17 protein-coding genes are annotated in these 25,303 nt (G+C 69.5%); 8 read left to right on the forward strand and 9 right to left on the reverse strand.

The window, feature by feature from the left end; all coding sequences use genetic code 11:
- Window positions 1-36: 36 nt before the first annotated feature.
- Window positions 37-3,096 carry a TonB-dependent receptor gene (locus tag LXT13_RS23320; protein WP_233374713.1) on the reverse strand — a complete coding sequence of 1,020 codons (3,060 nt, stop codon included), beginning with the start codon at window positions 3,094-3,096 and terminating at the stop codon, window positions 37-39.
- A gap of 618 nt (window positions 3,097-3,714) precedes the next feature.
- Between LXT13_RS23320 and LXT13_RS23325 the strand changes: the two genes are divergently transcribed.
- Both LXT13_RS23325 and LXT13_RS23330 read left to right on the forward strand, forming a co-directional pair.
- Window positions 3,715-5,391: an ExeA family protein gene (locus LXT13_RS23325; RefSeq protein WP_233374714.1), complete on the forward strand. Its 1,677-nt coding sequence runs from the start codon at window positions 3,715-3,717 to the stop codon at window positions 5,389-5,391.
- Between the two features lie 27 nt (window positions 5,392-5,418).
- Window positions 5,419-6,042: a general secretion pathway protein GspB gene (locus LXT13_RS23330; protein ID WP_233374715.1), complete on the forward strand. Its 624-nt coding sequence runs from the start codon at window positions 5,419-5,421 to the stop codon at window positions 6,040-6,042.
- Between the two features lie 2 nt (window positions 6,043-6,044).
- On the opposite strand, the gene dacB is transcribed toward LXT13_RS23330, so the two are convergent.
- Window positions 6,045-7,484 carry a D-alanyl-D-alanine carboxypeptidase/D-alanyl-D-alanine endopeptidase gene (dacB, locus tag LXT13_RS23335; RefSeq protein ID WP_233374716.1) on the reverse strand — a complete coding sequence of 480 codons (1,440 nt, stop codon included), beginning with the start codon at window positions 7,482-7,484 and terminating at the stop codon, window positions 6,045-6,047.
- Window positions 7,485-7,685: 201 nt separating this feature from the next.
- On the opposite strand from dacB, the gene LXT13_RS23340 reads away from it, so the two are divergent.
- Window positions 7,686-10,550 carry a TonB-dependent receptor domain-containing protein gene (locus LXT13_RS23340; RefSeq protein ID WP_233374717.1) on the forward strand — a complete coding sequence of 955 codons (2,865 nt, stop codon included), beginning with the start codon at window positions 7,686-7,688 and terminating at the stop codon, window positions 10,548-10,550.
- Between the two features lie 28 nt (window positions 10,551-10,578).
- On the opposite strand, the gene LXT13_RS23345 is transcribed toward LXT13_RS23340, so the two are convergent.
- From LXT13_RS23345 to LXT13_RS23360, 4 genes are all read right to left on the reverse strand, one after another.
- Window positions 10,579-13,155, reverse strand: a complete 2,577-nt coding sequence (locus tag LXT13_RS23345) for a hybrid sensor histidine kinase/response regulator (RefSeq protein ID WP_233374718.1) — start codon at window positions 13,153-13,155, stop codon at window positions 10,579-10,581.
- Window positions 13,156-13,327: 172 nt separating this feature from the next.
- A complete protein-coding gene (locus LXT13_RS23350) occupies window positions 13,328-14,662 on the reverse strand; it encodes a D-amino acid dehydrogenase (protein ID WP_349254861.1) in 1,335 nt (444 codons plus the stop codon).
- 9 nt (window positions 14,663-14,671) lie between these two features.
- Entirely contained in the window at window positions 14,672-15,868 is a 1,197-nt protein-coding gene (locus tag LXT13_RS23355) for an amino acid aminotransferase (protein WP_233374720.1), read from the reverse strand.
- Between the two features lie 63 nt (window positions 15,869-15,931).
- Entirely contained in the window at window positions 15,932-17,026 is a 1,095-nt protein-coding gene (locus tag LXT13_RS23360; RefSeq protein WP_233374721.1) for a DUF2332 domain-containing protein, read from the reverse strand.
- Between the two features lie 57 nt (window positions 17,027-17,083).
- Between LXT13_RS23360 and LXT13_RS23365 the strand changes: the two genes are divergently transcribed.
- Together LXT13_RS23365 and LXT13_RS23370 are read left to right on the forward strand one after the other, a co-directional pair.
- The gene (locus LXT13_RS23365; RefSeq protein ID WP_233374722.1) at window positions 17,084-17,761 is read left to right on the forward strand and encodes a Crp/Fnr family transcriptional regulator; all 678 of its coding nucleotides are present in this window, start codon (window positions 17,084-17,086) and stop codon (window positions 17,759-17,761) included.
- A 79-nt stretch (window positions 17,762-17,840) separates the two neighbouring features.
- Window positions 17,841-18,476, forward strand: coding sequence for a PEP-CTERM sorting domain-containing protein (locus LXT13_RS23370; protein ID WP_233374723.1), 636 nt, complete (start codon window positions 17,841-17,843; stop codon window positions 18,474-18,476).
- Between the two features lie 16 nt (window positions 18,477-18,492).
- Here LXT13_RS23370 and LXT13_RS23375 read toward each other — a convergent pair whose 3' ends face one another.
- The gene (locus LXT13_RS23375; RefSeq protein WP_233374724.1) at window positions 18,493-18,984 is read right to left on the reverse strand and encodes a glutathione peroxidase; all 492 of its coding nucleotides are present in this window, start codon (window positions 18,982-18,984) and stop codon (window positions 18,493-18,495) included.
- A gap of 151 nt (window positions 18,985-19,135) precedes the next feature.
- Here LXT13_RS23375 and LXT13_RS23380 point away from each other — a divergent pair, with 151 nt between their 5' ends.
- Entirely contained in the window at window positions 19,136-20,104 is a 969-nt protein-coding gene (locus LXT13_RS23380; protein WP_233374725.1) for a hypothetical protein, read from the forward strand.
- Here LXT13_RS23380 and lplT read toward each other — a convergent pair whose 3' ends face one another.
- Window positions 20,105-21,397, reverse strand: a complete 1,293-nt coding sequence (lplT, locus tag LXT13_RS23385) for a lysophospholipid transporter LplT (protein ID WP_233374726.1) — start codon at window positions 21,395-21,397, stop codon at window positions 20,105-20,107.
- Window positions 21,398-21,604: 207 nt separating this feature from the next.
- On the opposite strand from lplT, the gene alr reads away from it, so the two are divergent.
- Both alr and arfB read left to right on the forward strand, forming a co-directional pair.
- Window positions 21,605-22,705: an alanine racemase gene (alr, locus tag LXT13_RS23390; protein ID WP_233374727.1), complete on the forward strand. Its 1,101-nt coding sequence runs from the start codon at window positions 21,605-21,607 to the stop codon at window positions 22,703-22,705.
- Entirely contained in the window at window positions 22,698-23,105 is a 408-nt protein-coding gene (gene arfB, locus LXT13_RS23395; RefSeq protein WP_233374728.1) for an alternative ribosome rescue aminoacyl-tRNA hydrolase ArfB, read from the forward strand. The genes alr and arfB overlap by 8 nt, the downstream gene beginning before the upstream one ends.
- On the opposite strand, the gene LXT13_RS23400 is transcribed toward arfB, so the two are convergent.
- Window positions 23,099-25,273, reverse strand: coding sequence for a prolyl oligopeptidase family serine peptidase (locus tag LXT13_RS23400; RefSeq protein WP_233374729.1), 2,175 nt, complete (start codon window positions 25,271-25,273; stop codon window positions 23,099-23,101). The two genes, arfB and LXT13_RS23400, sit on opposite strands and share 7 nt — an antisense overlap.
- Window positions 25,274-25,303 lie beyond the last annotated feature (30 nt).

Genomic DNA, 25,303 nt, shown 5'->3' on the forward strand with positions numbered 1-25,303 from the left:
GGATGGGCGAGTCGCCTGGGTCACCAGCGGCGACGGTCAGAAGCGATAGCGAGCGCCAACCAGGTAACGGCGGCCGGTCTGGATGGCCGAAATGATTTCGTTTTTGCTCCGGCCATGCTGGCGGATGTAGCCGTCGTTCAAGTTCAGCAAGTCGGCCTGCAGGGTCAGGTTCTTGCCAATCTTGTAGCCGATGGACGCATCGACCTGACCATAGGCCTCGGTGTACCGCGGGTTGTTGCCGTTGTCGTCACGTGCCGCCAGGAAGCCACCGCGCCAGTTGTAGGCCGCGCGAACGGACCACTGGTCGTTCTCGAAGAATCCCACGAGGTTGGCGGAATTGCTGATCCCCACCAAGCCCGTCTGCACATCGGTCGTGGCAGCGTTGTTGTTGAACTCCAGTCCGCTCTTGACGTACGTGTAGTTCCCCGAAACGCCAAAGCCGGTTGTGCCGAACACGTGCGAGAAGTTCAACTCCACGCCCTTGATGTTGTCGCCATCGCCGTTGGACGGGGTCGAGATATCGAATACCAGCGGCTTGGTGCCCGGGACGGAGCCCAGGATGTCGCCCTTCAGGAAGGTCGGGTCGGAAGCGTCCGTGATCTTGACACCCGGCTGGCCGTTGTAGTTCTTGAGGATGTAATTGCGCAGCAGTTTGGGACTGTCGGCGGGAATGCCGGACGCCCGGGCGGCGTCGTAGTACGTGCCACTGGCGGGCTGATTCAGCCCGGCGAAGGTCGCCTGAACGACCTTCGTGCTGAAGAAGTCCGTCACCTTCTTGTAGAACAGGCCGGCGGCCACGTACGAGGACTTGGTGTAGTAGTACTCCGCCGACAGGTCGAGGTTCTTGGACTTCAGCGGCTTGAGTGCCGGATCACCGGTCGAACCACTGCCGTTGATGTTGTAGCGCCCTGAGTTGGCGTTCAGTTGGATGCCACCCAGCATGTTCGAGAACGCCGGGCGGCCGATGTTGACACCGTAGCTGGCACGGACCTTGAGTTTGTCGGTGACGTCCATGTCCCAGTCGATGCTCGGCAATACATAGCTGTACTTGCCCGTCTTCGTCCCGAACGTGGTGGTATCACCGGTCAGCTTCACCTCGTTTTCGGCATACCAGACGGTGCCCGTGTACGAGGTGACTTGTGACGTCGAATCCACCTTGGTGCGCTCGTAGCGCAGGCCCACCGACACGTTCATCGGCATCTCGGTGTCAAAGGCGTGGTCCCACTGGCCGTAGATCGATGTGGACTTCTCGGTGGTGCGCCAGTCGTTGCCGTGGCTGAAATCCGTATACGGCGAAAAGTACGCTTCGGCTTCCGCCGCGCTCAGCGGCGCGCCATCACCGAGCGACGTCGGGCGATACGACTGAGCGTTCTTGACGGCCTGCGCACGCAGTGCATTGAAGTCGGGCACAAAGAACGTCTGGAACTGGCGCGGGTCGTCGTGGCCGGGGATCCGGTTGAAGAAACCGGGCAGGCTGTACTGCGCCACGGGCACGTCCTTGAACGAGCCTTGGGGACCAATGCCGCCCCAGTCGCCGTGGAAGTTGTTGGAGCCGGCCGAACGGTTCTTCAGCTTGGTGAACCCCAGGCCGGCGAGCAGTTTGTCCGCGGCGTTCAGGCGGTACGTGCCGCTCAGCTGGACTTGGTCGACGTCCTGATCGGCAATGTTGTTCTCGAACTGCGAACCCGTAACAGTGGTCTTGCCGGAGTTGTACGCCAGGGTCTTGGACTCCATGACCGGGAACTTCTGGTCGTAGTACATCGTCGTGTTGCCCTGGTTGAACAGCGCCAGGTCGATGATGTTGCCGGAGCCGTAGGGGCTGTCAGGGCGGGTCCTGGACTTCGACGAGTGCGCATCGAAGTCGATGTTCAGCGCCTCGCTGACCTTCCATGCGGCATTGAGGCCGGTGGAGTTCAGCTTGGTCTTGTTCGCGAACTGGGCTGCGTACATCGCGTAGTCATGCGTGCCGTCCCAGGTGGCGGTCTGAATGATCGGGTCGGAGACCTGCCCGGTCGTGACGAACGTGGAGGGCGGTGAGCTACCCAGGGCGCCCGAGAACGACGGGCCGAACCACGCGGAGTTTTCGATGGCCTTCGACTTGGTGGTGTTGATGGCCAGCGTGTGGTCCAGCGTGAACTTCAGGTCCTTCGAGGGCGCGAACTGCAGTACGGCCTGACCGTTGATGCGCTCACGCTCCAGGTCGGTCACGCGGTAACGCACGTCGTTCGTGTGCGTCACGTAGCCGCTGGTGGGGTAGTTCTTGAGGCCGTCGATCGGGCCAATCCATGATCCGTCCGGGCTCGATTTGGCCCATGCGCTCCCCGGCTTGTTCCAGGCCGTCGTCTCCCAGCCATTGCCGGTGAACGCGTTGTTGGAGCCTGAGTTGCGCTTGGAGTAGTTGCCGCTGATCGCGATGCCGATCGTGTTGTTCGCGAGCGCGGTGCTGTAGATGCCGGAGACTTCCGGCGTGGTCTTCGAGCCCGCGATCTCGCTCGGCAGGCGGCCGATCGATTCGTCGTAGTTCATCTTCACGCCGACGCTGGCGAGCGTCTCACGCTGGTCCAGCGGGCGGGCCGTCTTGACATTGATGGTCGCACCGATGCCGCCGGTCGGCGACGAGGCCCGGGCGGTTTTGTACACCTCCAGCGCGGAGACGGCATCCGAGGACAGGTTGGCGAAGTCGAAGGCCCGCGTGCCGCCGGCAGACGTCGGCATCTGCCGACCATTCAGCAGCACCATGTTGAATTCAGGGCCGACGCCGCGAACGGTGACGCGCGAACCTTCGCCGCTGGCGTTGCGGTCGATCGACACGCCAGCGATGCGCTGCATCGACTCGGCCAGGTTGGTATCGGGGAACTTGCCAATGTCTTCAGCGACGATGCCGTCCACCAAGCCGGTGGCGGTGCGCTTCAAGTTGGTCGTGGTCTCCAGCGACTTGCGGATGCCGGTGACGACGACTGTTTCCAGCGATTGCGTGGCCTGCTGGGCCTGCGCGGCCGTGGCGCCGCACATCGCCACGGTCATGTGGCAGGCGATGACGATAGGGCGGTGGCGACGGCGGCTGGCGCCAAGCCTCTGCAGTTTTTCAGAAGTCATATGTCTCCTCGTTGAGGCAATTGATTTAAGGTTTCAGGCGGAATGAAATCGCTGCGAAAACAGCCAGCGAGATGCCTGCGGCAGTTGCAGCCGCCGGTCGATCGAGGTCGGTCATTCCCCAGCGCCTCGATAGACACCGCTATCAAATCTAGTGGGAAGCCCAAAGCCACGTCCTGCGGGTTTGCCCCTTGGGCAAGCGACAAGTGTGGTACCGCTACCTTAGGACAAACACCAGGCGATCTTCGTTTTGGAATGCATAAGTGCGCTGCCATGCCTCCCGGTTATCACTTCAACGCAGATATCGCTAACATGAGGCTGGTCCGGCGTCAGGCTGCGTCCGCGCCGACCTGCGAGACGCCCGAGAGCTAAGCGCCGCGCACCGTTTCATATATGTCCCGACAAGGCGCTGTATTCGGATTGCTTGCATGGGATGTGGCCAATAACCTACTGCAGGGTTTTCTATATATTTACAGAACAGAAACGTGCAAATAAGTGATCGACCGTAGTTTTCACAATATCCGGCAACGTCGTTCCGCGCGTCTCGTCGCCGACTGCCTGGAGGCTTGACGGGCACACCGCGGAGGCCCACGCGGCCTGCCGTGGTTATCCTGCCGCCCCATGTACGCGCCCTTCTTCGGCCTGAAACAGCCGCCGTTCTCGATCGCGCCGGACCCGCACTACCTGTTCATGAGCGAGCGCCACCGCGAGGCGCTGGCGCACCTGCTGTACGGGCTGGACGGCGGCGGCGGCTTCGTGCTGCTGACCGGCGAGATCGGTGCGGGCAAGACGACCGTCTGCCGCTGCTTCCTGGAGCAGATCCCCGCCACCTGCAACGTCGCCTACATCTTCAATCCGAAGCTGACCGTGGCGGAGTTGCTGCAAGGCATCTGCGACGAGTTCCATGTCCCGGTGCCACCGGGCGCGCGGACGGTGAAGGACTATGTCGATCCGCTGAACGCCTTCCTGCTGGGCCAGCATGCCGCGGGCCGCAACAACGTGCTCATCATCGACGAGGCGCAGAACCTGTCTGCCGACGTGCTGGAGCAGCTGCGCCTGTTGACGAACCTGGAGACCAGCGAGCGCAAGCTGCTGCAGGTCGTTCTGATCGGCCAGCCCGAGCTGCGCGGCATGCTGGCCCGCCCGGAGCTGGAACAGCTGGCGCAGCGCGTCATCGCCCGCTTCCACCTCGGCGCGCTGTCCGAGGCCGAGACGGCGCAGTACATCCGGCACCGGCTGACGGTGGCCGGCCTCAGCGGCGCGCTGCCCTTCGACCGCGCCGCGCTGCGGCTCATCCACCAGCTCACGCGCGGCGTGCCTCGGCGCATCAACCTGTTGTGCGACCGCGCGCTGCTCGGCGGGTACGCGAGCGGCCAGGCGCAGATCACGCCGGCCATCGTCCGGCGCGCGGCGGCCGAGGTATTCGACACACCCGGCACGCCGGCCCGGCGCGCCCGCTTCACGCCGGTGGGCGTCGGCCTGGGCGTGCTCGCCGCCGCGGCCGCCGGTGCCGGCCTGACGTGGGCGCTGCAGCAGCCCGCGCGACTGGCACCGGCGACCCCTGCCAGCCGCCCGGGGGCCGAACGGCCGGCCTCCGCGCCCGCCAGCGCGCCGCCCACCACCGCCGTGGCCAACGCCGCTTCAGCCGCGGCCTCCGCGGCCAGCAGCGCCGCACCCGCTGCCGAGCCGCTGAGCCTGGCCGATTGGGCGCCACTGGAGGGCGACGCGTGGCAAGCGCTGGCACAGCGCTGGGGCCTGCCGTTGCCAGCCGACGCCGACCCCTGCGCCACCGCCGCGCAGCGTGGCCTGCAGTGCTACCGCAGCGGCGCCGGCAGCCTGTCGCTGATCCGCCTCATCGACCGCCCGGTGGTGCTGACGCTGCTGCGCCCCGGCCAACCGCCCGCGCTGGTCGCGTTGGTGGGGCTGGATGGCCCGCAGGCCACGCTGTTGGTGGACGGCCGGCCCCGGCGCGTCGCCGTGGCGGAGCTCGCCACCGTGTGGCGTGGCGAGTTCACGACCTTCTGGCGCATGCCGCCGGGCTATGCGACCCGCGCAGAGAACATGGCGCCGCTGCGCGCCTGGCTGGCCGAGCAACTCGCCGCCGTGCCCGGCCTCGCGCCCGCCGGCCGCGCAGCGTCGGCGGCACGACCAGGGGCTTGGGCGGAGCTGACGCGCCAGCTGCAGGCCTTCCAGGCCAGCCAGGGCCTGCAGCCCGATGGCCGCATCGGTCCCGTCACGCTGATGCAGCTGAACCGGGCGACCGGCGTGGCCGAGCCGCGACTGGACGTGGCCCGCTGAGCCCGAGAACCGAACCACCGAAACGCCATGTCCTACATCCTCGATGCCCTGCGACGGGCCGAAGCCGACCGCGAACGCGAGCGCGGCCAGGTGCCGGGCCTGCACACCCAGCCGCCGTCGGGCAGCGACGCCACGCCGTCCGCGCCACGACGCGCCTGGCTGCCCTGGGTGGGCGGCGGCCTGCTGTTGGTCGCGGGCGTGGGCGCCGGCAGTTGGTTCGCCGCCAGCCCCGGCAACAGCCCGGCACCGGCCACGCCTGCGACCCCCCCTCCGGCCACCGTGCCCCAGCCCGCCGCGACGGCGCCACCTGCGCCAGCGACGGTGGCATCCGCCTCACCTTATCTGCCGCCCGCACCACCGCCGGTGGCCATCGCGCCGGCTCCCGCACCGGTTTCACCGCCGCTTGCGCCAACCGCCGAAGCCCCCATCCCGCGTCTGGCGGAGCTTCCCGACAGCCTGCGCCGCGAGCTGCCCAAGCTGGCCATCAGCGGCTCGGTCTATTCCGACGATCCGGCCGGTCGCTTCGTCATCATCAACGGCGACGTACAGCGCGAAGGCGCCCGACTGGGCGCGGACCTCGTGCTGGAGCAGATCCGTCCGCGCGAGCTGGTGCTGCGCTTCAAGGGCCAGCGATTCCGCCAGGCGGTCTGACATCAACGCTGCGCGGCCACCCAGTCGACGAGCGCATCCAGCACCGGCCGCCCCTTGGCGGCGGCCTCGGGATGATTCACGAATGCGACGAACACCCACGGTCGCCCGGTAGCGTCCGGCACGAAGCCGGCCAGCGCCACGGCGTCGCGCAAGGTCCCGGTCTTCAACCGCGCCTGGCCCGCCGCCAGACTGTTCTTCAGCCGGCGCGACAGCGTTCCGTCTACGCCCGCCACAGGCAGTGCGGCTAGCAGGTCGGGCGCATGGGGGCCGGCCTGGCTGGCGCGCAGCACGCCGGCCAGCTGCGCCGGGCTGATGCGCTCGGTGCGTGACAGGCCGGAGCCGTTGTCCAGCACGAGGCCGCGGTCGTCCAGCCCATGGGCGGCGAACCACTGCCGCACGACGCGCCCGGCCGCCGCCAGCGTCGCCTCGCCGGGCTGCGCCGCCTGGGCTCCCAACTGCAGGTAGATGAGTCGCGCCAGCGCGTTGTCGCTACGCTTCATGACGCCGCGCAGCACCTCGGCCAACGGCCGGCCCGCGTGGGCCGCCAGCACGACGGTGCCGGGCGGCGTGGCGGCTTCACGGTCGCCAGAGCCCATCGCGCCGCCGAGCTCCGCCCACAGCTGTCGCACGGCGTGCGTCACCAGCCATTGCCGGTCGACGAGCTGCAGCGCCACGCGCTGCCGGCAACCAGCCGGGAAGGCACCATGCAGGGCCAGCCGCCAGCCGTCACCCTCGGGCGTGGCCGTGGCGGGCTGCCACACCTCGTCCCAGTCCTTGCAGGCGCGCGAGGCCAGCGCCATCTCGCGCGTGTCGATGCGCAGGCCCTGCCAGGCGGGCACGCTGCGCGCGGCCACGCCGGCATCGGCGGCCTGCAGCACCAGTTCCAGCAGGCTGCCGTTGAGGTGCAGCGCATCGGGGATCACGTTGTAGGGGAACTCCGGCGCCTCGTCGAAAGGCGGCTGGCCGATGTCCAGGCGCGTGGGCTGGAACAGCGAGCGGTCAACGACGAGGCCACCGCGGATGTCGCGCACGCCGGACTCCCGCAGCTCGCGCAGCAGCCCCCACAGCGCCGGCCAGTCGAGGTCGGTGTCGGCACCGCCGCGCAGGATCAGCGGACCGTCGATGACGCCGTCCTTCGGCGGCATGGCCGCCAGCAGCTCGGTGCGGCCACGCTGGTTGGGCCCCAGCACATCGAGCGCCACTGCCGCCGTGACAAGCTTCATCGCAGAACCCGGCGCCAGCGGCTCGTCGGCGCGGCGGCCCCGTGGCGCGCGCGAGCCGTCCAGCGGCTGCAGCACGAAACCCAGGCTGTCGGCCGGCAGCCCCGCGCGGTCCAGCGCCTGCTGCACCGGCGGCGGCACGGCAGTCGTCGCGCAGCCGGCCAGCAGGCAGGCCAGCACCAGGAAGGCGGGGGCGAACAGGCGAGAAGCGCGAGGTGACATCGGGTTCCACGGATGGGGCACGGCCGCACTGTAGAAGGGCCGCGCCGCACCGCCGCGTGCTTTCTCGGTGGCACGCATTCCCGCAGGTTATGTGCCGTGCACAAGCATTCATTGCGCGACACGCAACAACGCGGGCGCGCCCCCTGGGCGGGTCGGCGCGCGGCGGCGAACATGGCCGCAAAGACAACAGGAGTCGTTGCGATGACATTGAATCGTCTGGTGGCCCACCTCGCCCTGCTCGGCCTCGCGGCCCATACCGGCGGTACGCTGGCTCAGGAAGCCGGCGCCAAGCTCGAACGCGTGGAGATCACCGGCTCCAGCATCAAGCGCCTGGCCGACGAAGGTGCACTACCGCTGGAAGTCATCACCGCCGATGACGTGAGGCAGAAAGGCCTCACCAGTGCGGAGGACGTGCTGCGCAGCCTGTCCGTCAATGCGGCCAATGCCAACAACGCGGTGTCCAGCAACAGCGTGTTCGGCCAGGAGGGCGACCGCCTCGCCGGCGGCGGGGCCTACGCCAACCTGCGCGGCCTCGGCCCCACCGGCACGCTGGTGCTGCTGAACGGCCGGCGGCTGTCCAACCAGGGCACATCCGGCGGCTCGGTGGACCTCAACGCCATCCCGCTTGAAGCCATCGACCGCATCGAGGTGCTGAAGGACGGCGCCTCGGCCGTCTACGGCACCGATGCCATCGGCGGCGTCATCAACTTCATCCTGAAGCGCGAATACCGCGGCGTGCAGGCCAGCGCCACCTACAGCACACCGCTGGACTGGGGTGGGGGCCAGCAGCGCAAGGTCAACCTGACGGCCGGTTGGGGCGACCTGACGGCCAACGGCTTCAACGTGCTCGGCAGCATCACGCACAGCAGCAACGTCATCCTGCGCGGCGTGGACCGCCCCTGGGCGCTGGGCTACCAGCCAGAGCGAGGCCTGGCGCCCGACACATCCAGCTCGCCCTTCTTCGCCAACATCCTGGGCCAGGCCAACAGCGCCCTGCCTACCGCCGGCACGACCGTCGGCGCGACGGACCCGACCAAATACACCGTGCTCAACGCGCTGGCCCTCAACAGGCAGTGCGCCGCCGTGCCGTTCGGCGTGAGCCAGCTGGCCAACGCGACGGTGCTGTCGGGCCTGGGCTACAACGCCGCCAACAGCACCTACCGCTGCGGCACCGACTACGGCCGCCAGTTCATGCTGACGCCACCGAGCCAGACGACCAGCGGCGTCGTGCGTGCGAACTTCGCCGTCGGCAAGGACGCAACGGCCTTCGTCGAGTTCATCGGCTCGCGCTACTACTCGCTGGGCGAGTTCACGCCCTTCCAGTTCAGCACCTCGTCGCTGCCGCAGAACGCGACGGTCAACGGCAAGACCTACCCCGTCGGCGCCAACTATCCGGTGGGCGGCCCGTACTACGTCAACATGAAGGCGCTGTACGGCGCCAACCAGTTCGACCCCACGAAGTCCATCGCGTACCGGCTGCGCATGTGGGACTGGGGCTATCGCACGCTCGGCAACGAGTCCATCAACGACCGGCTCACGGCCGGCATCGAAGGCTCGTTCGGCAGCTACGACTACCGCGTCTCGCTGGCCCGCGGCCAGGCCAAGGGCTACCAGGAGATGGTGGACGGCTATGCCGATGCCAACAAGCTGGTCGACCTGCTGGCCAGCGGTGTCTACAACCCCTTCTTGATGCCTGGGCAGACGCAGACGCCCGAGGCAATGGCGGCGGTGGAGGCCACCAAGGTGCACGGCCGGCTGGCCAGCGGCAAGACACGCGTGGACCAATTCCTCGCCAACGTGTCGGGCCCGCTGATGAAACTGCCGGCCGGTGACCTGTCCTTCGCCGTCGGCACCGACCTGCGTCGCGAGTTCTATGGCTACAGCGGCACGCGGAACTACGGCTGCGTCAGCACGTTCACGCCGGCCAACCTGCAGGCCACCAACCCGGTCATGGGCTGCCCGGGCAACGGCACCGCGCCGGACTCGACGCGCAAGGTCGGCGCCGTGTACGGCGAGCTGCTGATCCCGGCGCTGCGGAACCTCGAGTTCAGCCTGGCGCTGCGCTATGACCACTACCAGGAGATTGGCAGCACGACGAACCCCAAAATCGGCTTCAAGTTCACGCCGAACAAGGACCTGCTGCTGCGCGGCTCCTACAACACGGGCTTCCGCGCACCGACGCCGCAGCAGCTGCATCTCGCTACGGTGCTGCTGGCCACCACCGGCACCTTCCCCGACCCGGTGAAGTGTCCCAACCCGACCGGCAACAACGACCCGTCCTGCCAGCTCAACAGCATCCCCTACCTGTCGGGCGGCAACCCGGACCTGAAGCCCGAGAAGTCGCACCAGGGCTCGCTGGGCGTCGTGTTCTCGCCGGCTCGCGACGTGACGGCGTCCGTGGACTACTGGCAGATCAAGATGATCGACCGCATCCACAACCTGACGCCCACGCAGGAGCTGCAGAACTACAGCGTCTTCGCCGACAACTTCCTGCGCGATGAAAACGGCAACCTGGTCGGCATCCGCGCGGGCTGGATCAACGCCGGCGGCAGCATGACCAAGGGCGTGGACTTCACCGCCAACTGGGTGACGACGCTGGACGGCAACCGGCTGACGACGACGCTGTCGGCCACCAAGATGATCAGCGCCAAGGAGCAGCTGATCGACACGACGCCCATGATCCAGTACCTTGGCCAATGGACCAACACGACGCTGTACCTGCCGTGGAAGGCCGCACTCAGCGCCACCTACAAGATGCCGGTGCTGACGACCACGCTGTCGGCCAATTACTCCTCTGGCTACCAGGACGAGGACCACACCACCGCCACCAACGTGGTGGAGTTCCAGCGCCGGAAGGTCTCGCCCTACCTGACGTTCAACCTCGTCGGCACCTTCACCGGCGTGAAGGACCTGACGCTGGGCGTGGGCGTGCTGAACCTGTTCAACCGCCAGCCGCCCTTCACCTGGCACAACGTGGACAACGCGGTCGGCACCGGCTGGGACCCGCGCGTGGCCGACCCGCGTGGCCGCACCGTCACGTTCACCGCGAGCTACAAGTTCCTGTGATCCGCACGCGCGGCCTACGTGCCGCGGGTCACGGAACTGGCCCCCGATCCAGCCAGTGCAGCACCCGCGCATACAGCAGGTCGGGGTCCACCGGCTTGACGATGAAGTCGTTCATGCCGGCCTGCAGGCAGGCATGGCGGTCTTCCTCGAAGGCGTTGGCCGTCAACGAGATGATGGGCATCGTGGCGCCGAGGGCACCGCGGAGCTGCCGGCTGGCCTCCAGGCCGTCCATGCCAGGCATCTGCATGTCCATCAGCACGAGGTCGTAGACACGCTGGCCGGCCAACGCCAGTGCCGCGTGGCCGTCGTCGGCCAGCTCCACCTGCAGCCCGGCCTCGCCCAGCAGCTCACGCACGATCTCCTGGTTGACCGGGTTGTCCTCGGCCAGCAGCACGCGGCGGCCGGCGTGGCGCAGCCGCAGCAGCCGCTCGGCATCGCCGGCAGCCAGCACCGGCGCGGGGGCCTCCGGCGGCGTTGGAATCGCGCGGTTGACGAGCACCTCGATCAGCGCGTCGTGCAGCGACGAGGGGCTGACCGGCTTGGCGAGCGTCAGTGCGGCCCCCTTGGCGGCCCGCGCCGCCTGCGCCTCCGGCGGCGGCACCTCGTCGTCCGTCACCAGCAGCACGACCGGCGGCAGGCAACCCTCGAACGCCTGGAGGAGTGCGTCGCTCCACGCCGCCTCAGCCACGAGCAGCACGTCGCAGCCGCGGCCGCTGCGCGCATCCGCCGCGGCCTGCGCCAGACCGTCGGCGCTGCCATCCAGGCCCTGGGCCTGCAATCCCAGGCTGTCCAGGCTGCCACAGATGGCGGCCCGCGACTCCGCCAGATCGTCCACCACGCCGACCTTCAGATGGCGCAACGCCGCCGGCATCGTGAGCCGTCCCTGAGGCCGCGCCGCACGGCCCAGCCAGGCGGTGAACCAGAAGCTGCTGCCCTCGCCCGGCACGCTGTGCACGCCGGCCTCGCCGCCCATCAGCGATGCCAGATGCTTGACCAGCGCCAGCCCGAGACCGGTACCGCCGTGCTGGCGGGCGATGGAGGCGTCTGCCTGCTCGAACTTGGAGAACAGCCGCGCCTGGTCTTCCAGCGCGATGCCGGGGCCGGTGTCGCGCACCTCGAACCGCACCTTCAGGCGTGAGTCATCCTCGGCCAGCACCTCGGCGGCCAGCCGCACCCAGCCGCGCTCGGTGAACTTCACCGCGTTGGCCAGCAGGTTGATCAGCGCCTGCGACAGGCGCTTGGCGTCGCCGTGCAGTTCGCTGGGCAGGTGGTCGACGTCCAGCACGAGCTCCAGCTGCTTGGCGTGTGCGGCTTCCGACACCATCGCCAGCGCGCCGGACAGCAGCGCGTCACGGTCGAAGTCCAGCCGCTCCAGCGTCAGCTTGCTGGCCTCGATCTTGGACAGGTCCAGGATGTCGTTCACCAGTGCCAGCAGGTGCCGCGCGGCATCGCTGACCTTGGCCAGGCGCTGGCGCGCCATCGGCTCATGCACATCGCGATGCACCATGCGCGTCAGGCCGATGATGGCGTTCAGCGGCGTGCGGATCTCGTGGCTCATGTTCGCCAGGAAGATGCTCTTGGCCTGGCTGGCCTGGCGAAGCGCATCGTTGCTCTGCGCCAGCTCGTCGTCCTTGGCCACCATCGCCTCCAGCGCCTGTTCGCGCTCGCGCCAGGCCTTCACCATCGCCCGGTGCAGCGCCAGCGCGAAGCCGCCGCAGGCCAGCACGAAGGCCGCCACCGCCAGGGCCTGCCGTCGCCAGTCCGCGAGAATGTCGTCGCGCGACATGCTGACCAGCACATAGAGCGGAAAGCCCTCGACCTTGCGGAAGGCCACCAGCCGCGCCACGCCGTCGATGGAACTGCGCACGGTCTCGTAGCGGGCCTCTTCGAGGCCCCGGGCAAGCGTCTCGACGGTTTCCGGGGCGTCGAAGCGCCACACCTGCTCGTCCTGGCGTACAGGCAGTTCGGGTTGGCGGAAGTAGATGCGGCGGTCGGCGTCGAACAGGGCGGCACTGCCGCGCGCCCCGGTGTCGACGCGGCGGAAGGCCTGCGCCAGCCGCGTCAGGTCGACGTTGATCCACACCACGCCGCCGAAACTGCCGTCTGCACGGCGCAGCGTGCGAACCACGGGCATCACCCACTCGCCCGTCACGCGGGAGCGCAGCGGCAGACCGATGACCTTCTCGCGGCCGGCCAATGCATCAAGGAAGAACTGGCGCGAGGCCACGCTCAGCGGCGGCCCCTTGGGCACGCTGGCCCCGTAGCGCACCCAGCCGTTATCGTCGCTGCCGCGCAGTCCGGACGTTCCGGGCACCAGGTTCTCCAGCAAGGCCAGCTGGCTCGTGAAGGCGGCCGCGTCAACCTGGCCGGCGCCAACGGCCGGGGCCACCGCGCGATAGGCCTCGGCAGCGCGCGCCAGCACGCGGTCGGCCGACTCCATCTGCCCACGCACGTACTGGCCCAGCGTGAGCGTCAGGTTGCCCGCCTGTGCATTCGCGTTGTGCAGCGTGCTCCGGTAGCTGTTCCACAGGTCGTAGCCGGCGAGCATGCAGATCGCCAGCAAACTGACCCACAGCCCGAACTGCCAGAGCGCCTTGTCACGCATCGAGCGCTGCTCTTGCGTCACTGCTGGCCCCCTCCCCGAGGATGTCAGGGCGCCGACCGGTCGCCCCGCCAAATAATCATAAATGATCAACCATCGATCAGATCCTGCGTGATTGGCAGCGGCGGGTCAACCATGCAATCCCCACTGCCGCACAGCTCGCAGCCGCGGCCCTTCACCGCCCCAGACCGTCCAGCGGCAACGGGCTGGCTTGGCCCGACACGAGTGCCGCGACGATATCGGCTGTTGCGAACGAGAACGTGAAGCCCAGCGCGCCATGGCCCACGTTGAGCCACAGCCCCGGCACGCCGCTGGCGCCGACGATGGGCGCGCCGCCAGGCGTGGCGGGGCGCAGGCCGGCCCAGGGCACGGCGCGGTCGTAGTCGGCCGCGTGGGGGAAGGTCGCATCCACCGAGCGACGCAGCGAGGCCAGGCGGCGCGCATCCAGCGTCAGGTCGTCGCCGACGAGATCGGCCATCGCCGCCACGCGCAGCTCGGCACCGATCCGGGCGTAGAGGATCTTCTTCTCGAAGTCGGTGACGCTGACCTCCGGCGGCCGGTGCTGCGACCCGATGGGCGCCGTCAGGCTGTAGCCCTTGAGCGGGTAGAGCGGCAGCTCGACACCCACGCTCGCGGCGAGCGAACGGCTGTGCAGACCCGCGGCCAGCACGACAGCGTCCGCGGTGAGCGCCCCTTGCGTCCCCTGCACCATCCGCACGCCGACGACCGCCCCTCGCGCATCGCGCTCGAAGGCCCGAACCGGCGACGCCAGCCGGCCGCGGAAACCGCCGTGCGCGCTCATCCGCGCGAACAGCGAATCGCAGAACGCGCGGCAATCCGCCACCGCCTCGCCGTGCGTGAAGATGCCGCCCGCCAGCTGCCCCCGGGCCTGCGCCAGCGCGGGTTCCAGCGCGAGGCAGTCGTCATGCGACAGCGCCTGCTCCGCAGCGCTGCCCCGCACGCGGGCCGCCGCGCGCGCGAACTCGGCCGGCCGGCGGTAGAAGACCAGCTTGCCCGGCGCGCGCAGCGCCATCGCGTCGCCCAGCCCGGCCTCGGCCTGCAGCCGCGCAAAGGCTGCCTGGCTATGCGCACCCAGCGCCAGCAGCCGCTCGGTCGTGCGGCGGTTCACCGGCCCACGACAGTGCCGCAGGAAGTCCCACAGCCAGCTCCACTGCGCCCAGCTCGCCTCCGGCCTGAAGCGCAGCGGCCCGTCTGGGTCCAGCAGCCAGCGCAGCGCCTTCAGCGGCACGCCCGCGTCGGCCAGCGGCGACACGTAGCGGTAGCTCAGCTGGCCGCCGTTGGCGTGGCTCGCGCCCTGGGCCACGGCCGCCTCGCGTTCGACCAGCGTCACGTCATGGCCGCGCTGCAGCAACGCCCAGGCCGTCGTCAGCCCGACGACGCCGCCGCCGATCACCATGCAATGCTTCATCCTGCCGCTGAGCTGTTCATGCAGCCGGCAGGTTAAGGACGTCGGGCGCGCACCGCCAATGAAAGCGGCGGCGCGGGCCATGAGTTGCCGTTATGAGGCCAGCACGGCCGCGAAGGCCTCGGCCGTCGCGTCGACGTTGCGGGTGTTGAGCCCGGCGACGCACATGCGGCCCGAGCGCAGGATGTAGACGCCGAACTCTGTCTTGAGCCGCTCGGCCTGCTCGGCGCTCAGCCCGGTGTAGCTGAACATGCCGCGCTGCGTCAGGAAGTAGCCGAAGTCCCGTCCCGGCACGCGGGCCGCCAGCACGTCGTGCAGCTGCCGGCGCATCGCCTGGATGCGCACGCGCATCTCGGCCACCTCGGCCTCCCACATCGCGCGCAGCTTGGGATCGGTCAGCACCTTGGCGACGATCTGGCCGCCGTGCATCGGCGGGCTGGAGTAGTTGCGGCGGATCGTGAACTTCAGCTGGCCCAGCACGCGCTCGGCCTCCTCGGCGGTGGCGCAGACGACGCTCAACGCGCCGCCGCGCTCGCCGTACAGGCTCATGCTCTTCGAGAAGCTGTTGGCGATGAGGAAGGAAAGCCCCTCTTCGGCCAGCAACCGCGGCGCGAACGCATCCTCCTCGATGCCGTCGCCATAGCCCTGGTAGGCCAGGTCCAGGAAGGGCAGCAGCTCGCACTCGCGCAGCACCGGCACCAGCGCGCGCCACTGGTCGTGCGTCAGGTCCACACCGGTCGGGTTGTGGCAGCAGGCATGCAGCACGACGATGCTGCGCGGCGCCAGGCCCCGCAGCCGCTCCAGCATCGCGTCGAATCGCAGGCCGCCGGTGGCGGCGTCGTAGTACGGGTAGGTCTCGCAGACGTGGCCCGAGCCTTCAAAGACGGCGCGGTGGTTGTCCCAGGTCGGATCGGACAGAACAACCCCGCTGTCGGGGAAGTAGCGCTTGAGGAAATCGGCCCCCACCTTCAGGCCGCCGCTCGAGCCCACGCCCTGAATGGTGGCGATGCGGCCGGCCTTCAGCACCGGGTGCCCGGCGCCGAACAGCAGCGCCTGCACGGCCGCGCGGAAGTTGGCCGCACCTTCCATCGGCAGGTAGGGCCGCGCGCCGGCGGCCTCCACGACGGCCAGCTCGGCTGCGCGCACGGACGGCAGCATCGGGATGCGGCCCTCGTTGTCGAAATAGATGCCGATGGACAGGTTGATCTTGCCGGCGCGCGGGTCCTTCTGGAACGCCTCGTTGAGGCTGAGGATGGGGTCGCCAGCGTAGGCATCGACGTGTTCGAACATGGACGGGCTCCTTGGGGAGCGGGGATTATCCGAGCGGTGCCGAGTCGGCGGTCGGCCCTGGGTTCAAAGCCAGTGCACCCAGCGGCCGTGCGGGTGGCTCCAGGCCAATGCCCGCTCCTCGCCGCGCAGGCGCAACGTCCACAACGTCAGCGACGACGCCGCCTCGTCGGCCGGCAGCACCGGCTCGGGCGGCACTGCAGCCTGCCGCGCACTGAGCCGGGCCAGGTCGCCGCAGATCCAGGCCAGGCCGTGGCGCTGCGACAGCCGGTCCACCGTGGCGTGCAGCCGCGCGAGGTCGGCGTCGCCCAGGTAGTACAGCACCCAGCTCGTCACCAGCACCGGCTGCACACCGGCCGGCAGGCCCGACAGCCACGGTTCGATGGCGGCGATGCAGTCGTCCGACCGCTGCAGCCGGTGCGGTAGCGCCTGCAGCCGACGCGCCGCACGGGCCAGGCGCTCGCGTCGGGCCGCGTCGTGCGGCCACAGGCAGGCCTGCAGCCAGCGCAGGCCGGCCCGGTCGTTCACGTCAATGGGCGCGGGGTCGATACCGTCGCGCACGGTCAGCCGCCAGACGGCAGGCCCGGGCAGCGGCGCCGGGCCCAGCCAGCGCGCATCGACCTCGGCGTGCTCACCATCGCGCGACACGCCGCGGTCATGGGCGGCGCCATCGGCCGTGCGGTAGCGCAGCGCCACCTGGTCCACGCCCAGGTTCAGCCCGGCGCTGCAGCCGAAGTCCAGCAACGCCAGCTCGCGCGCGCCCGTCGCCGCGGCCACGGAGCCAAGCGCCGGCCACAGCACGGCGGCGCGGCCGACCTCGTTGGTCTGCGTCGCACCGTGGCGCAGATGCTGCACGAGGGCAGGCCACTGCTGCCGCAGGCAGGCCGTCAGCGCGGCCGGGAGATCGGCATCCGGCGCCCGCCGCCCACCGACGCTCGGGTAGTAGGCCGCCAGCGCGGGTGCCACACCGGCCAGCACGCGCTCGTGCAGCGCGGCCAGCAGCAGGTTGGCCTTGCGCTGCTCGGGCGGCGCCTCGGCCAGCAGCGCCAGCGCGCGGGCGTCGTCGGCGGCCACGTCGCACAACGCGGCGTACAGCGGTTCCAGCGCGCAATCCTCGCGACCGAAGCGGCGCAGCAGGTGGGGCAAGTCGTCGAGATACATGCGGCCAGCATAGGGACGCGGCGACAGCCCTTGTGTCGGCCAGCCGACAATGCGGCGATGCACGATGACGTGGTGCGGCAACTGATCACCGCGAACTTCCCGGGCCTGGCGGTGCCGGCCAGCGTGGCGGCGCGCCTGCCGGCGCTGCTGCCGCGCCGGCGGCTGGCGGACGGCCGCAGCCTGTTCGTCCAGGGCCAGCGGCCGTCGGCTTTCTACGCGGTGGCGGCTGGCGCGATCGAATCGCGCTTCACGGGCGCGGACGGCCGGGTGTCGGTGATCGGCCAGGTGTCGCCGCCGCAGTTCTTTGGCCTCGCCGCCTTCGCCGCGCGCCAGCCGGCGGAGTACGAATCCGTGGCCCGCGGGGCGACCGAGGTGTGGGTCGTCGGCCGCGAGGCCTATGCACTGCTGATGGACGAGGTACCCGGCTTCGCCCGAGAGCTGCTGGCGGAGTTCGCGCGCCGTTTCGACGGCACGCTGCGCCAGTTGCAGGCCGCCCGCCACCACGATGCCGCCGAGCGCTTCAACTTGGCGCTCGCGCAGCTGGGCCAGGAGCGCGGCCGACCCGCCGCCGGCGGCTGGATGGAGGTACGGGCCACACAGGCGGAACTGGGCCAGCTGGCCCATGTGTCGCGCCAGACGGCCAACGAATTGCTTGCCGCCGCCGAGCGCGCCGGGCAGGTACGGCGTGGCCGGTCGCACTGGCTGTGGCGGCCGGCGCCTCCGCCGCGGCGGTGACAGCCATCCGCGCTCGGGGAGGCATGCCTTAGGGGTGCCGATCCGGCGTTCGACCGCCCAGAATGCTTGCGCCGCCACCTTGAGCACCGCCACCATGAATACGTTGCGCCTCCTCGCCCTGGCTCTGCCGCTGGCGGCAGCCATCACGCCGGCCCACGCCGTCAAGTTCACGTTCGACAGTGACGACGAGGGCTGGCGGGCGACTCACGGCGGCACGCAGGTCTGGCACAGCACCGGCGGCAACTCCGGCGGCTGGATCGAGACCGCCGACACGGACGACGGGGACGACTACGTCGTCGGTGCGCCGGCATCCGCGCTTGGCAACTGGTCGCACCTCATGGGCGGCACGCTGTCGTTCGACGTGCGCAACGTCAACGGTGCCGCGCCGAACTGGGCGCCGTTCGGCACGGTCTCGATCAGCGGCGCGGGAAGGACTCTTTCGGCCGACATCGTCGCACCGGACAACCCGCCGGCCGACGGGCTGTGGCACACCTACACCGCCACCTTCAACACGGCCACCTGGGGGGCCGACCTGCCAACGGTGCTGGGCCAGGTGACGAGCTTCCAGCTGAAGCTGGAATCGCACGCGGGCGCCAGCGAAATCAACGGGCTCGACAACGTGACGTTCAGCGCCGCCGTGCCTGAGCCCACATCGGCCGTGCTTCTTGGCCTGGGGCTGGCCGCGCTCGCCTGGCGCCGTCGCCGGGCGGCCTGACCGGCGGGCCGTCCGTTCAGGCTGCGGCCAGCGCGGCCTCGATGTCGGCGCGAAGCTTTTCCGGTGGGTCGTTCGGCGCGAAGCGCTTGACGACCTGGCCATCGCGCCCGACAAGGAACTTCGTGAAGTTCCACTTGATCGCCTCGGTGCCCAGGAAGCCGGGCTTCTCGCTCTTCAAGAACTTCCACAGCGGGTCGGCATCGCCACCGTTGACCTTGATCTTGCCCATCATCGGGAAGCTGACACCGTAGTTCAGCTCGCAGAAGCTCGCGATCTGGTCGTTGCTGCCGGGGTCCTGGCCGCCGAATTCGTTACTCGGGAAGCCGATGACGACAAGGCCGCGCGGACCGTAGTCCTGCCACAGCTGCTCCAGGCCCTTGAACTGCGGCGTGAAACCGCATTCGCTCGCCGTGTTGACAATGAGCAGCACCTTGCCGCGCTGGGCGGCGAGGTCCGCGGGCTCGCCGCGGATGGAGGTGGCCTGGAAGTCGAAGACGCTCTGGCTCATGGGCAAGTCCTCCCTAGAAGAGACGATCATGCTACCGCTGGGGACTCTCGAGGGTTTGTAGCATGGCGGCCGTCGCGCGGCTGGCCTTCCAATCGCGCGAACTTCGCGGCTCCCGCCCCGGGGAGCGCCGGCCCCCAAAACACCATCCCCCATGTCCATGGACCACCTGGCTTGCTACACCCCGGCTGACCTGGCCGGCCGCACCCCGCCCGACCTGGGGCAGTTCCGCTGGAAGCTGCTGGCCCAAGGCGACTCCTGGTTCTCGAACGCCCGAGACAAGCTCAACGCCCATGCGAACCTGCTGCAGGAGCTGGTGTTCAAGGAAAAGGCGGCCGCGGTGAACTGCGCCGGCACCGGCAATGCGCTCTCGCACATGGTGGACCTGGAGTCCGCCGCCGACTTCGTACGGTTGCTGGTGGGCGCCGACGCGCCAGCCTGGGACGGCGTGCTTCTGTCCGTCGGCGGGAACGACCTCATCGCCGCAGCCCGCACACCGGCGCAGGACGGCCATGGCCAACCCGTGCCACTGGAACTGCGTCTGCTGCGCCGCCAGACCGAATGGGGACCGCCCTCGGCCGGCGTCGCGCGCTACTTCTCCGAGCCCGGCTGGGCGACGTATGCGGACTACCTGCGGGCCAACGTGAAGCACCTGCTGTCGCTGCGCGACCAGGGCGCGTCGGCCGGCAAACCGGTCTTCATGCATTGCTACGCTGTGCCTATGCCGCGACCGGCCGGCGCGGAGCATGGCGACGAACTGGGCACCAGCGGCCCCTGGCTCTACCCGGCGCTGAAGGCCTACGGCGTGCCGGCAGCGGACTGGGCGGCGGTCAGCCGGCTGATGGTGTTCCACCTGGCGCAGCTGCTCAAGGGCATGGCGGCCGACAAGGACGGCTTCCCAGGCCTGTTCGTGTTCGACTCGACCGCCGTGCCGCTGGCGCTGGCCGCCCCCGGCTCCACCGGCATCAGCGGCGACTGGCACAACGAGATCCACCTGAACCACAGCGGCTGCTTCAAGATCGCCCGCGCCTGGAGCGAGGCGATCGAGTTGGTGCTGGAGGGCAAGCACCTGATTCCGGCCCCCACCGGCCGCAAGGGCCGGGGCTCCAGCAGCAACAGCTGATCAGCGGTCGACGGGCTTCAGGTCGTCGGAGCGCGCCAGGTCGAGCAGATGCTCGACCTCTTCCTTGTGCTCAATGAGGTTGCGCTGGTGCCAGCGGCGGATCCACCACATCGTGGCTGCCACGGCGACGCCGAAGATGGTGATCGCGCCAAAGGCAGACAGGCCGAAGCGCGTCATCGCCGTGTAGAAGGCGCCCAGCCCGAGGATGCAGGCCTGCTCGTTGAAGTTCTGTACTGCGATGCTGCGGCCCGCCCCCATCAGGTTGTGGCCGCGGTGCTGCAGCAGCGCGTTCATCGGCACGACGAGGTAGCCACCGATGGCGCCCAGGAAGATCAGGAATGGCGCCGCCACCCAGACGTTGTGGATACCGTTCATCAGGATGACGGTCACGCCCATGATGACACCCAGCGGGATGACCGAGGTGGCCCGGTCCAGCCGGCAGTACATCGACGCAACGACCGCCCCCACCGCCGTGCCGATGGCGACGACGCCCACCAGCGACGACGCCTGCTGCGTGCCATAACCCAGCGCCGCGGCGGCCCAGGCCAGCACGATGTAGCGCAGGTTGCCGCTCACGCCCCAGAACAGTGTTGTCGTGGCCAGCGAGATCTGGCCCAGCTTGTCCTGCCAGAGGCGGCTGTTGCAGGCGGAGAAGTCGCGCACCAGGCCGGTCAGGCTGTGGGCGAAGGGCTGCAGCGGCGCCTCGGTGCGCGGGATGCGCAGGTTGAACAGCGCCGCCAGCACGTACAGGCCCACGAGGCTGGCGATCGCCGCCTCGGACGGCGTGTCGATGCCGGTGTCGATCAACGGCATGTCCACCATCAGCAGCATGTGAGAGATGCGGTCGCCGATGAGCTGGCCGCCCAGCAGCACGCCCAGGATGATGGACGCGATGGTCAGCCCCTCGATCCAGCCGTTGGCCTTGACGAGCTGCGACGGCGGCAGCAGCTCGGTCAGGATGCCGTACTTGGCCGGCGAATAGGCCGCCGCCCCCAGCCCGACGATGGCATAGGCCGCCAGCGGGTGCGTGCCGAACAGCATCATCAGGCAGCCCACGACCTTGATGCTGTTCGAATAGAACATCACCTTGCCCTTGGGCACTGCGTCGGCAAAGGCGCCGACGAAGGGCGCCAGCACGACGTAGAAGAGGGCGAACATCGGCACGAGGGCCGCGCGCTGCCACTCGGCGGCGCCGGAGGCCCGCAGCAGCTCGACGGCAGCGACGAAGAGCGCGTTATCAGCCAGCGAGCTGAAGAACTGCGCCGACATGATGGTGTAGAAGCCGCGTTTCATCGACCGGAGTGCGATCCTGACAGGGAAGCCATGTGCAAAAGAGGCCGACAAAGGACGGGCGGCGCGGGTTTATAGCACGCACCCCTTTTGCCGACGACTGGCCGACGGGCGCGCAGAATCGCGGGTTCATGACGCCCTCACGCTCCTGCCTGTCGCTGCGCCCCGCGGGGGCGCAAGCGCGTCCCGGGCGGTCGAGCCTTCCCTGATATGCCCCGTCCGATCGAAGCCCTCGTCCATACCGACGCCCTCGCCCACAACCTGGCCCGCGCCCGCGCGCAGGCCCCCAACGCCCGGGTCTGGGCGGTCGTCAAGGCCAATGCCTATGGCCATGGCATCGAGCGCGCCTTCGACGGCTTGCGCGCCGCCGACGGCTTCGCGCTGCTGGACCTGGCCGAGGCCGAGCGGCTGCGCGCGCTGGACTGGCGCGGCCCCATCCTGCTGCTTGAGGGGGTGTTCGAGCCACGCGACCTGGAGTTGTGCTCGCGGCTGAAGCTGTGGCATGCGGTGCACTGCGAGCAGCAGATCGACTGGTTGGCCATGCACAAGACGCATGAGCCGCACCGCGTCTTCCTGAAGCTGAATTCGGGCATGAACCGCCTCGGCTTCACGCCGGCCGCCTTTCGCGCTGCCTATGCCCGGCTGGAGGCGCTGCCGCAGGTGGACGAGATCGGCCTGATGACGCATTTCTCGGACGCCGACAGCCTGCGCCGCGGCGCCGACGGCATCGCCCACCAGCTCGCCGCCTTCCAAGCGGCGACCGAGGGCCTGGCCGGTGAGCGCACCATCGCCAACAGCGCCGCGACGCTGCGCCACGCGCCGCGCACGACCGAGGACTGGGTGCGCGCCGGCATCATGGTCTACGGCGGCGTGCCGGACTTCCCCGAGCACGACGCCGCCCACTGGGACCTGCGGCCGGCGATGACGCTGCGCTCGCGCCTCATCGGCGTTCAGCAGCTGCAGCCGGGCGACACGGTGGGCTACGGCAGCGCCTTCACGGCCGAGCAGCCGACGCGCATCGGCGTCGTCGCCTGCGGCTATGCGGATGGCTACCCGCGCCACGCCCCCACCGGCACGCCGGTGCTGGTGGACGGCCAGCGCACGCGCACGCTGGGCCGCGTGTCGATGGACATGCTGGCCGTGGACCTGACCGCCCTGCCCGCCAGCGGCTGGGGCAGCGAGGTGACGCTGTGGGGCGAGGGGCCGCGCGGATCGCGCCTGCCGATCGACGAAGTCGCCCAGGCCGCAGGGACGATCGGCTACGAGCTCATGTGCGCCGTCGCGCCCCGCGTTCCCGTCCGCTGTGCCTGACTTCCGCTGGACGCCCCGGCCCGGCGAGATTGCGTTCGACGCCATCCGCGCCAGCGGCCCGGGCGGCCAGAACGTCAACAAGGTCAGCAACGCCGTCCACCTGCGCTTCGACATCCGCGCGTCCAGCCTGCCCGATAACGTGAAGGCCCGGCTGTTGGCCTGGCCCGACCAGCGCATCAGCGCCGACGGCATCGTCGTCATCAAGGCGCAGGACTCGCGCAGCCTGGAGCGCAACCGCGCCGACGCGCTGGCGCGCCTCGTCGAGCTGGTGCAGGCCGCCGCGCATGTGCCCAAGGCGCGGCGCGCGACGAAGCCGACCTACGGCTCGCAGCAGCGGCGGCTGGCCGGCAAGTCCCGCCGAAGCGAGGTCAAGGCCGGCCGCCGCAGCGGCGACTACTGAGCCGGCTTGTAGGCCATGCCCAGCTGGTCGAACAGGAAGGCGTAGATGTCGGCCTGTTGGTTCACGCGGATGGACAGCGAACTGCCCATGCCGTGGCCGGCGTGCGCGTTGATGCTCAGCAGCACCGGCCGGCCGGAGCCGGTGGCGGCCTGAAGCCGCGCGATCATCTTGCGTGAGTGCATCGGGTTCACACGGCCGTCCGTCTCGCCGGTGGCCATGAATATCGCCGGGTACTTGGCGCCGCTCTTGACGTGGTGGTAGGGCGAGTAGGCGTACAGGGCCTTCAACTGCGCGGGGTTCTTCACGCTGCCGAACTCGGTGACGTTGAAGGCGCCGTTCGGATCCAGCTCCACGCGCAGCATGTCGTAGATGCCCACCGTCGACACGACGGCGCGGAACAGATCCGGGTGCTGCGTGAACGTGGCGCCCATCAGCAGGCCGCCGTTGCTGCCACCGATGGCGGCCATGCGCGCCGGCGCCGTGTAGCCCTTGTCGACCAGGTAGCGGGCCGATGCAGCGAAGTCGTCGAAGACGTTCTGCTTGTTCGTCAGCGAGCCCTGGGTGTGCCAGGTCTCGCCGAACTCGCCGCCACCGCGGAGGTTGGCAACGACGAAGATGCCGCCGCCGTCCAGCCACAACCGCGTCGCCGCACCGAGGAAGCGCGGCACCATGCTGACGCCGTAGCCGCCATAGCCGTTCAGCAGCAGCGGGTGGCTGCCGTCGAGCTTCGTGCCCTTCTTGCGGACGATGTTCAGCGGCACGCGCGTGCCGTCCTTGCTCGTCGCGAACTCGCGCACGACCTCCACGTCGTCGAAGGCCAGCGGGCTGGTCTGGCGCAGCGCCGTCGGCGCGGCCTGGCCGCTGGCCTCGTCGAAGCGCACGAAACGCGCCGGCTCCAGATAAGTCTTCACGGCCACGAGCAGGCTGCCGTCGTCCAGCGCCTCAACCTCGTCGACCGTCGCCACGTCCGGCAGGGGCAACTGGCCGCGCTGCGTGCCGTCATGGCCGTAGATGGCCACACGTGACGGGCCGCCAATGATCTCGCGCAGGTAGATCGCCGTCTTCGTGACGGTGATGTTGGCCGCGCCGAACTCGCCGCCCGGCTCCAGCGCCGCCTCGGACTCCGGCACCAGCGTCTGCGCCTTGGCCAGCGTCAGGTCGCCCAGCGGCAGCTTCAGCAGCTTGCCGCGCGGCGCGCCCTGGCGGGAGATCAGGTAAAGCGCATCGGGCCCCAGCGCCGCGGCGACGACCTTGTCCTCGAAGCGGGTGATCTGCGTCGTGCGGCCGTCCTTGCCGATCAGGTAGTGCGCGAACTCGCCGCCATCGCCGTTGGCCACAGCGACGATGACGCCGGCCGTGCCCGGCCGCGCGTCCAGCGCGATCTCGGCCACGCGCGGGAAGTCCTGCCCCAGCACGTACGCGTCCTTGGCGGGGTCGTCGCCGATGCGGTGGTAGTAGACCTGCTCGTAGAAATGCCGGCGCTCGGCCGGTGCATCGGCGCCGGGGTAGCGCGTGTACCAGAAGCCGCTGCCGTCCTCGCGCCAGGCGACGCTGCCGCCGCCGGTCGGGTACTGCACGTTTGGAATGACGGCGTCGACTTCCCGGCCAGTAGTCACGTCGACGATGTGCAGCGAGCCGTCCTCGCTGCCGTTCTCGGACATCGAAACCGCCACCAGCTTGCCCGTTGGCGACGGCACGTACCAGTCGATGGCCGTCGTGCCCTTGGCGTTCAGCGCGTTCGGGTCCAGCACGATGCGCGCCTTCGCCGGTTCGGCGTCCTGGCCCATCACGGCCAGCATGGGCTGTTGTTTGGGGGGCTGGTTGTAGAGCGCGAACAGCTGGCCGCCAGCCGCCTTCAGGTCGTAATAGGCGCTGGAGCTGGCCGCGGCCTGCTTCATCAGCCAGTCGGCCATGGGTTGGCGTGCCGGCAACTGGTCGAGATAGCCGCGGGTGCGCGCGTCCTGCGCGGCGCTCCAGCGCTGGACCTCCGGCGTGCCGGCCTTCTCCAGCCAGCGGTAGGGGTCGGTGACCGCGAGGGCGCCATAGCGGTCGGTGACGGGCTTGACCGCAGTCGGCGGCGCACCCTTGTCGGCAGCGTGAGCCAGCAGCGTGACGCTGGCGAGGAGGCAGGCGCCGGATAGGCGCTTCAGGGCGGAATGCCAGGGCATGTGAACTCCCAAAGAACGGAGCCGCAAGCG

It is taken from the genome of Pelomonas cellulosilytica (genome assembly GCF_021353265.1).
Lineage (GTDB): Bacteria > Pseudomonadota > Gammaproteobacteria > Burkholderiales > Burkholderiaceae_C > Pelomonas > Pelomonas cellulosilytica.

Excerpts from the sequence above, each read along its gene's own strand:
- LXT13_RS23320 (WP_233374713.1), bottom strand. The coding sequence starts at position 3,096 with ATGACTTCTGAAAAACTGCAGAGGCTTGGCGCCAGCCGCCGTCGCCAC.
- LXT13_RS23325 (WP_233374714.1), top strand. The coding sequence starts at position 3,715 with ATGTACGCGCCCTTCTTCGGCCTGAAACAGCCGCCGTTCTCGATCGCG.
- LXT13_RS23330 (WP_233374715.1), top strand. The coding sequence starts at position 5,419 with ATGTCCTACATCCTCGATGCCCTGCGACGGGCCGAAGCCGACCGCGAA.
- dacB (WP_233374716.1), bottom strand. The coding sequence starts at position 7,484 with ATGTCACCTCGCGCTTCTCGCCTGTTCGCCCCCGCCTTCCTGGTGCTG.
- LXT13_RS23340 (WP_233374717.1), top strand. The coding sequence starts at position 7,686 with ATGACATTGAATCGTCTGGTGGCCCACCTCGCCCTGCTCGGCCTCGCG.
- LXT13_RS23345 (WP_233374718.1), bottom strand. The coding sequence starts at position 13,155 with ATGCGTGACAAGGCGCTCTGGCAGTTCGGGCTGTGGGTCAGTTTGCTG.
- LXT13_RS23350 (WP_349254861.1), bottom strand. The coding sequence starts at position 14,662 with ATGGCCCGCGCCGCCGCTTTCATTGGCGGTGCGCGCCCGACGTCCTTA.
- LXT13_RS23355 (WP_233374720.1), bottom strand. The coding sequence starts at position 15,868 with ATGTTCGAACACGTCGATGCCTACGCTGGCGACCCCATCCTCAGCCTC.
- LXT13_RS23360 (WP_233374721.1), bottom strand. The coding sequence starts at position 17,026 with ATGTATCTCGACGACTTGCCCCACCTGCTGCGCCGCTTCGGTCGCGAG.
- LXT13_RS23365 (WP_233374722.1), top strand. The coding sequence starts at position 17,084 with ATGCACGATGACGTGGTGCGGCAACTGATCACCGCGAACTTCCCGGGC.
- LXT13_RS23375 (WP_233374724.1), bottom strand. The coding sequence starts at position 18,984 with ATGAGCCAGAGCGTCTTCGACTTCCAGGCCACCTCCATCCGCGGCGAG.
- LXT13_RS23380 (WP_233374725.1), top strand. The coding sequence starts at position 19,136 with ATGTCCATGGACCACCTGGCTTGCTACACCCCGGCTGACCTGGCCGGC.
- lplT (WP_233374726.1), bottom strand. The coding sequence starts at position 21,397 with ATGAAACGCGGCTTCTACACCATCATGTCGGCGCAGTTCTTCAGCTCG.
- alr (WP_233374727.1), top strand. The coding sequence starts at position 21,605 with ATGCCCCGTCCGATCGAAGCCCTCGTCCATACCGACGCCCTCGCCCAC.
- LXT13_RS23400 (WP_233374729.1), bottom strand. The coding sequence starts at position 25,273 with ATGCCCTGGCATTCCGCCCTGAAGCGCCTATCCGGCGCCTGCCTCCTC.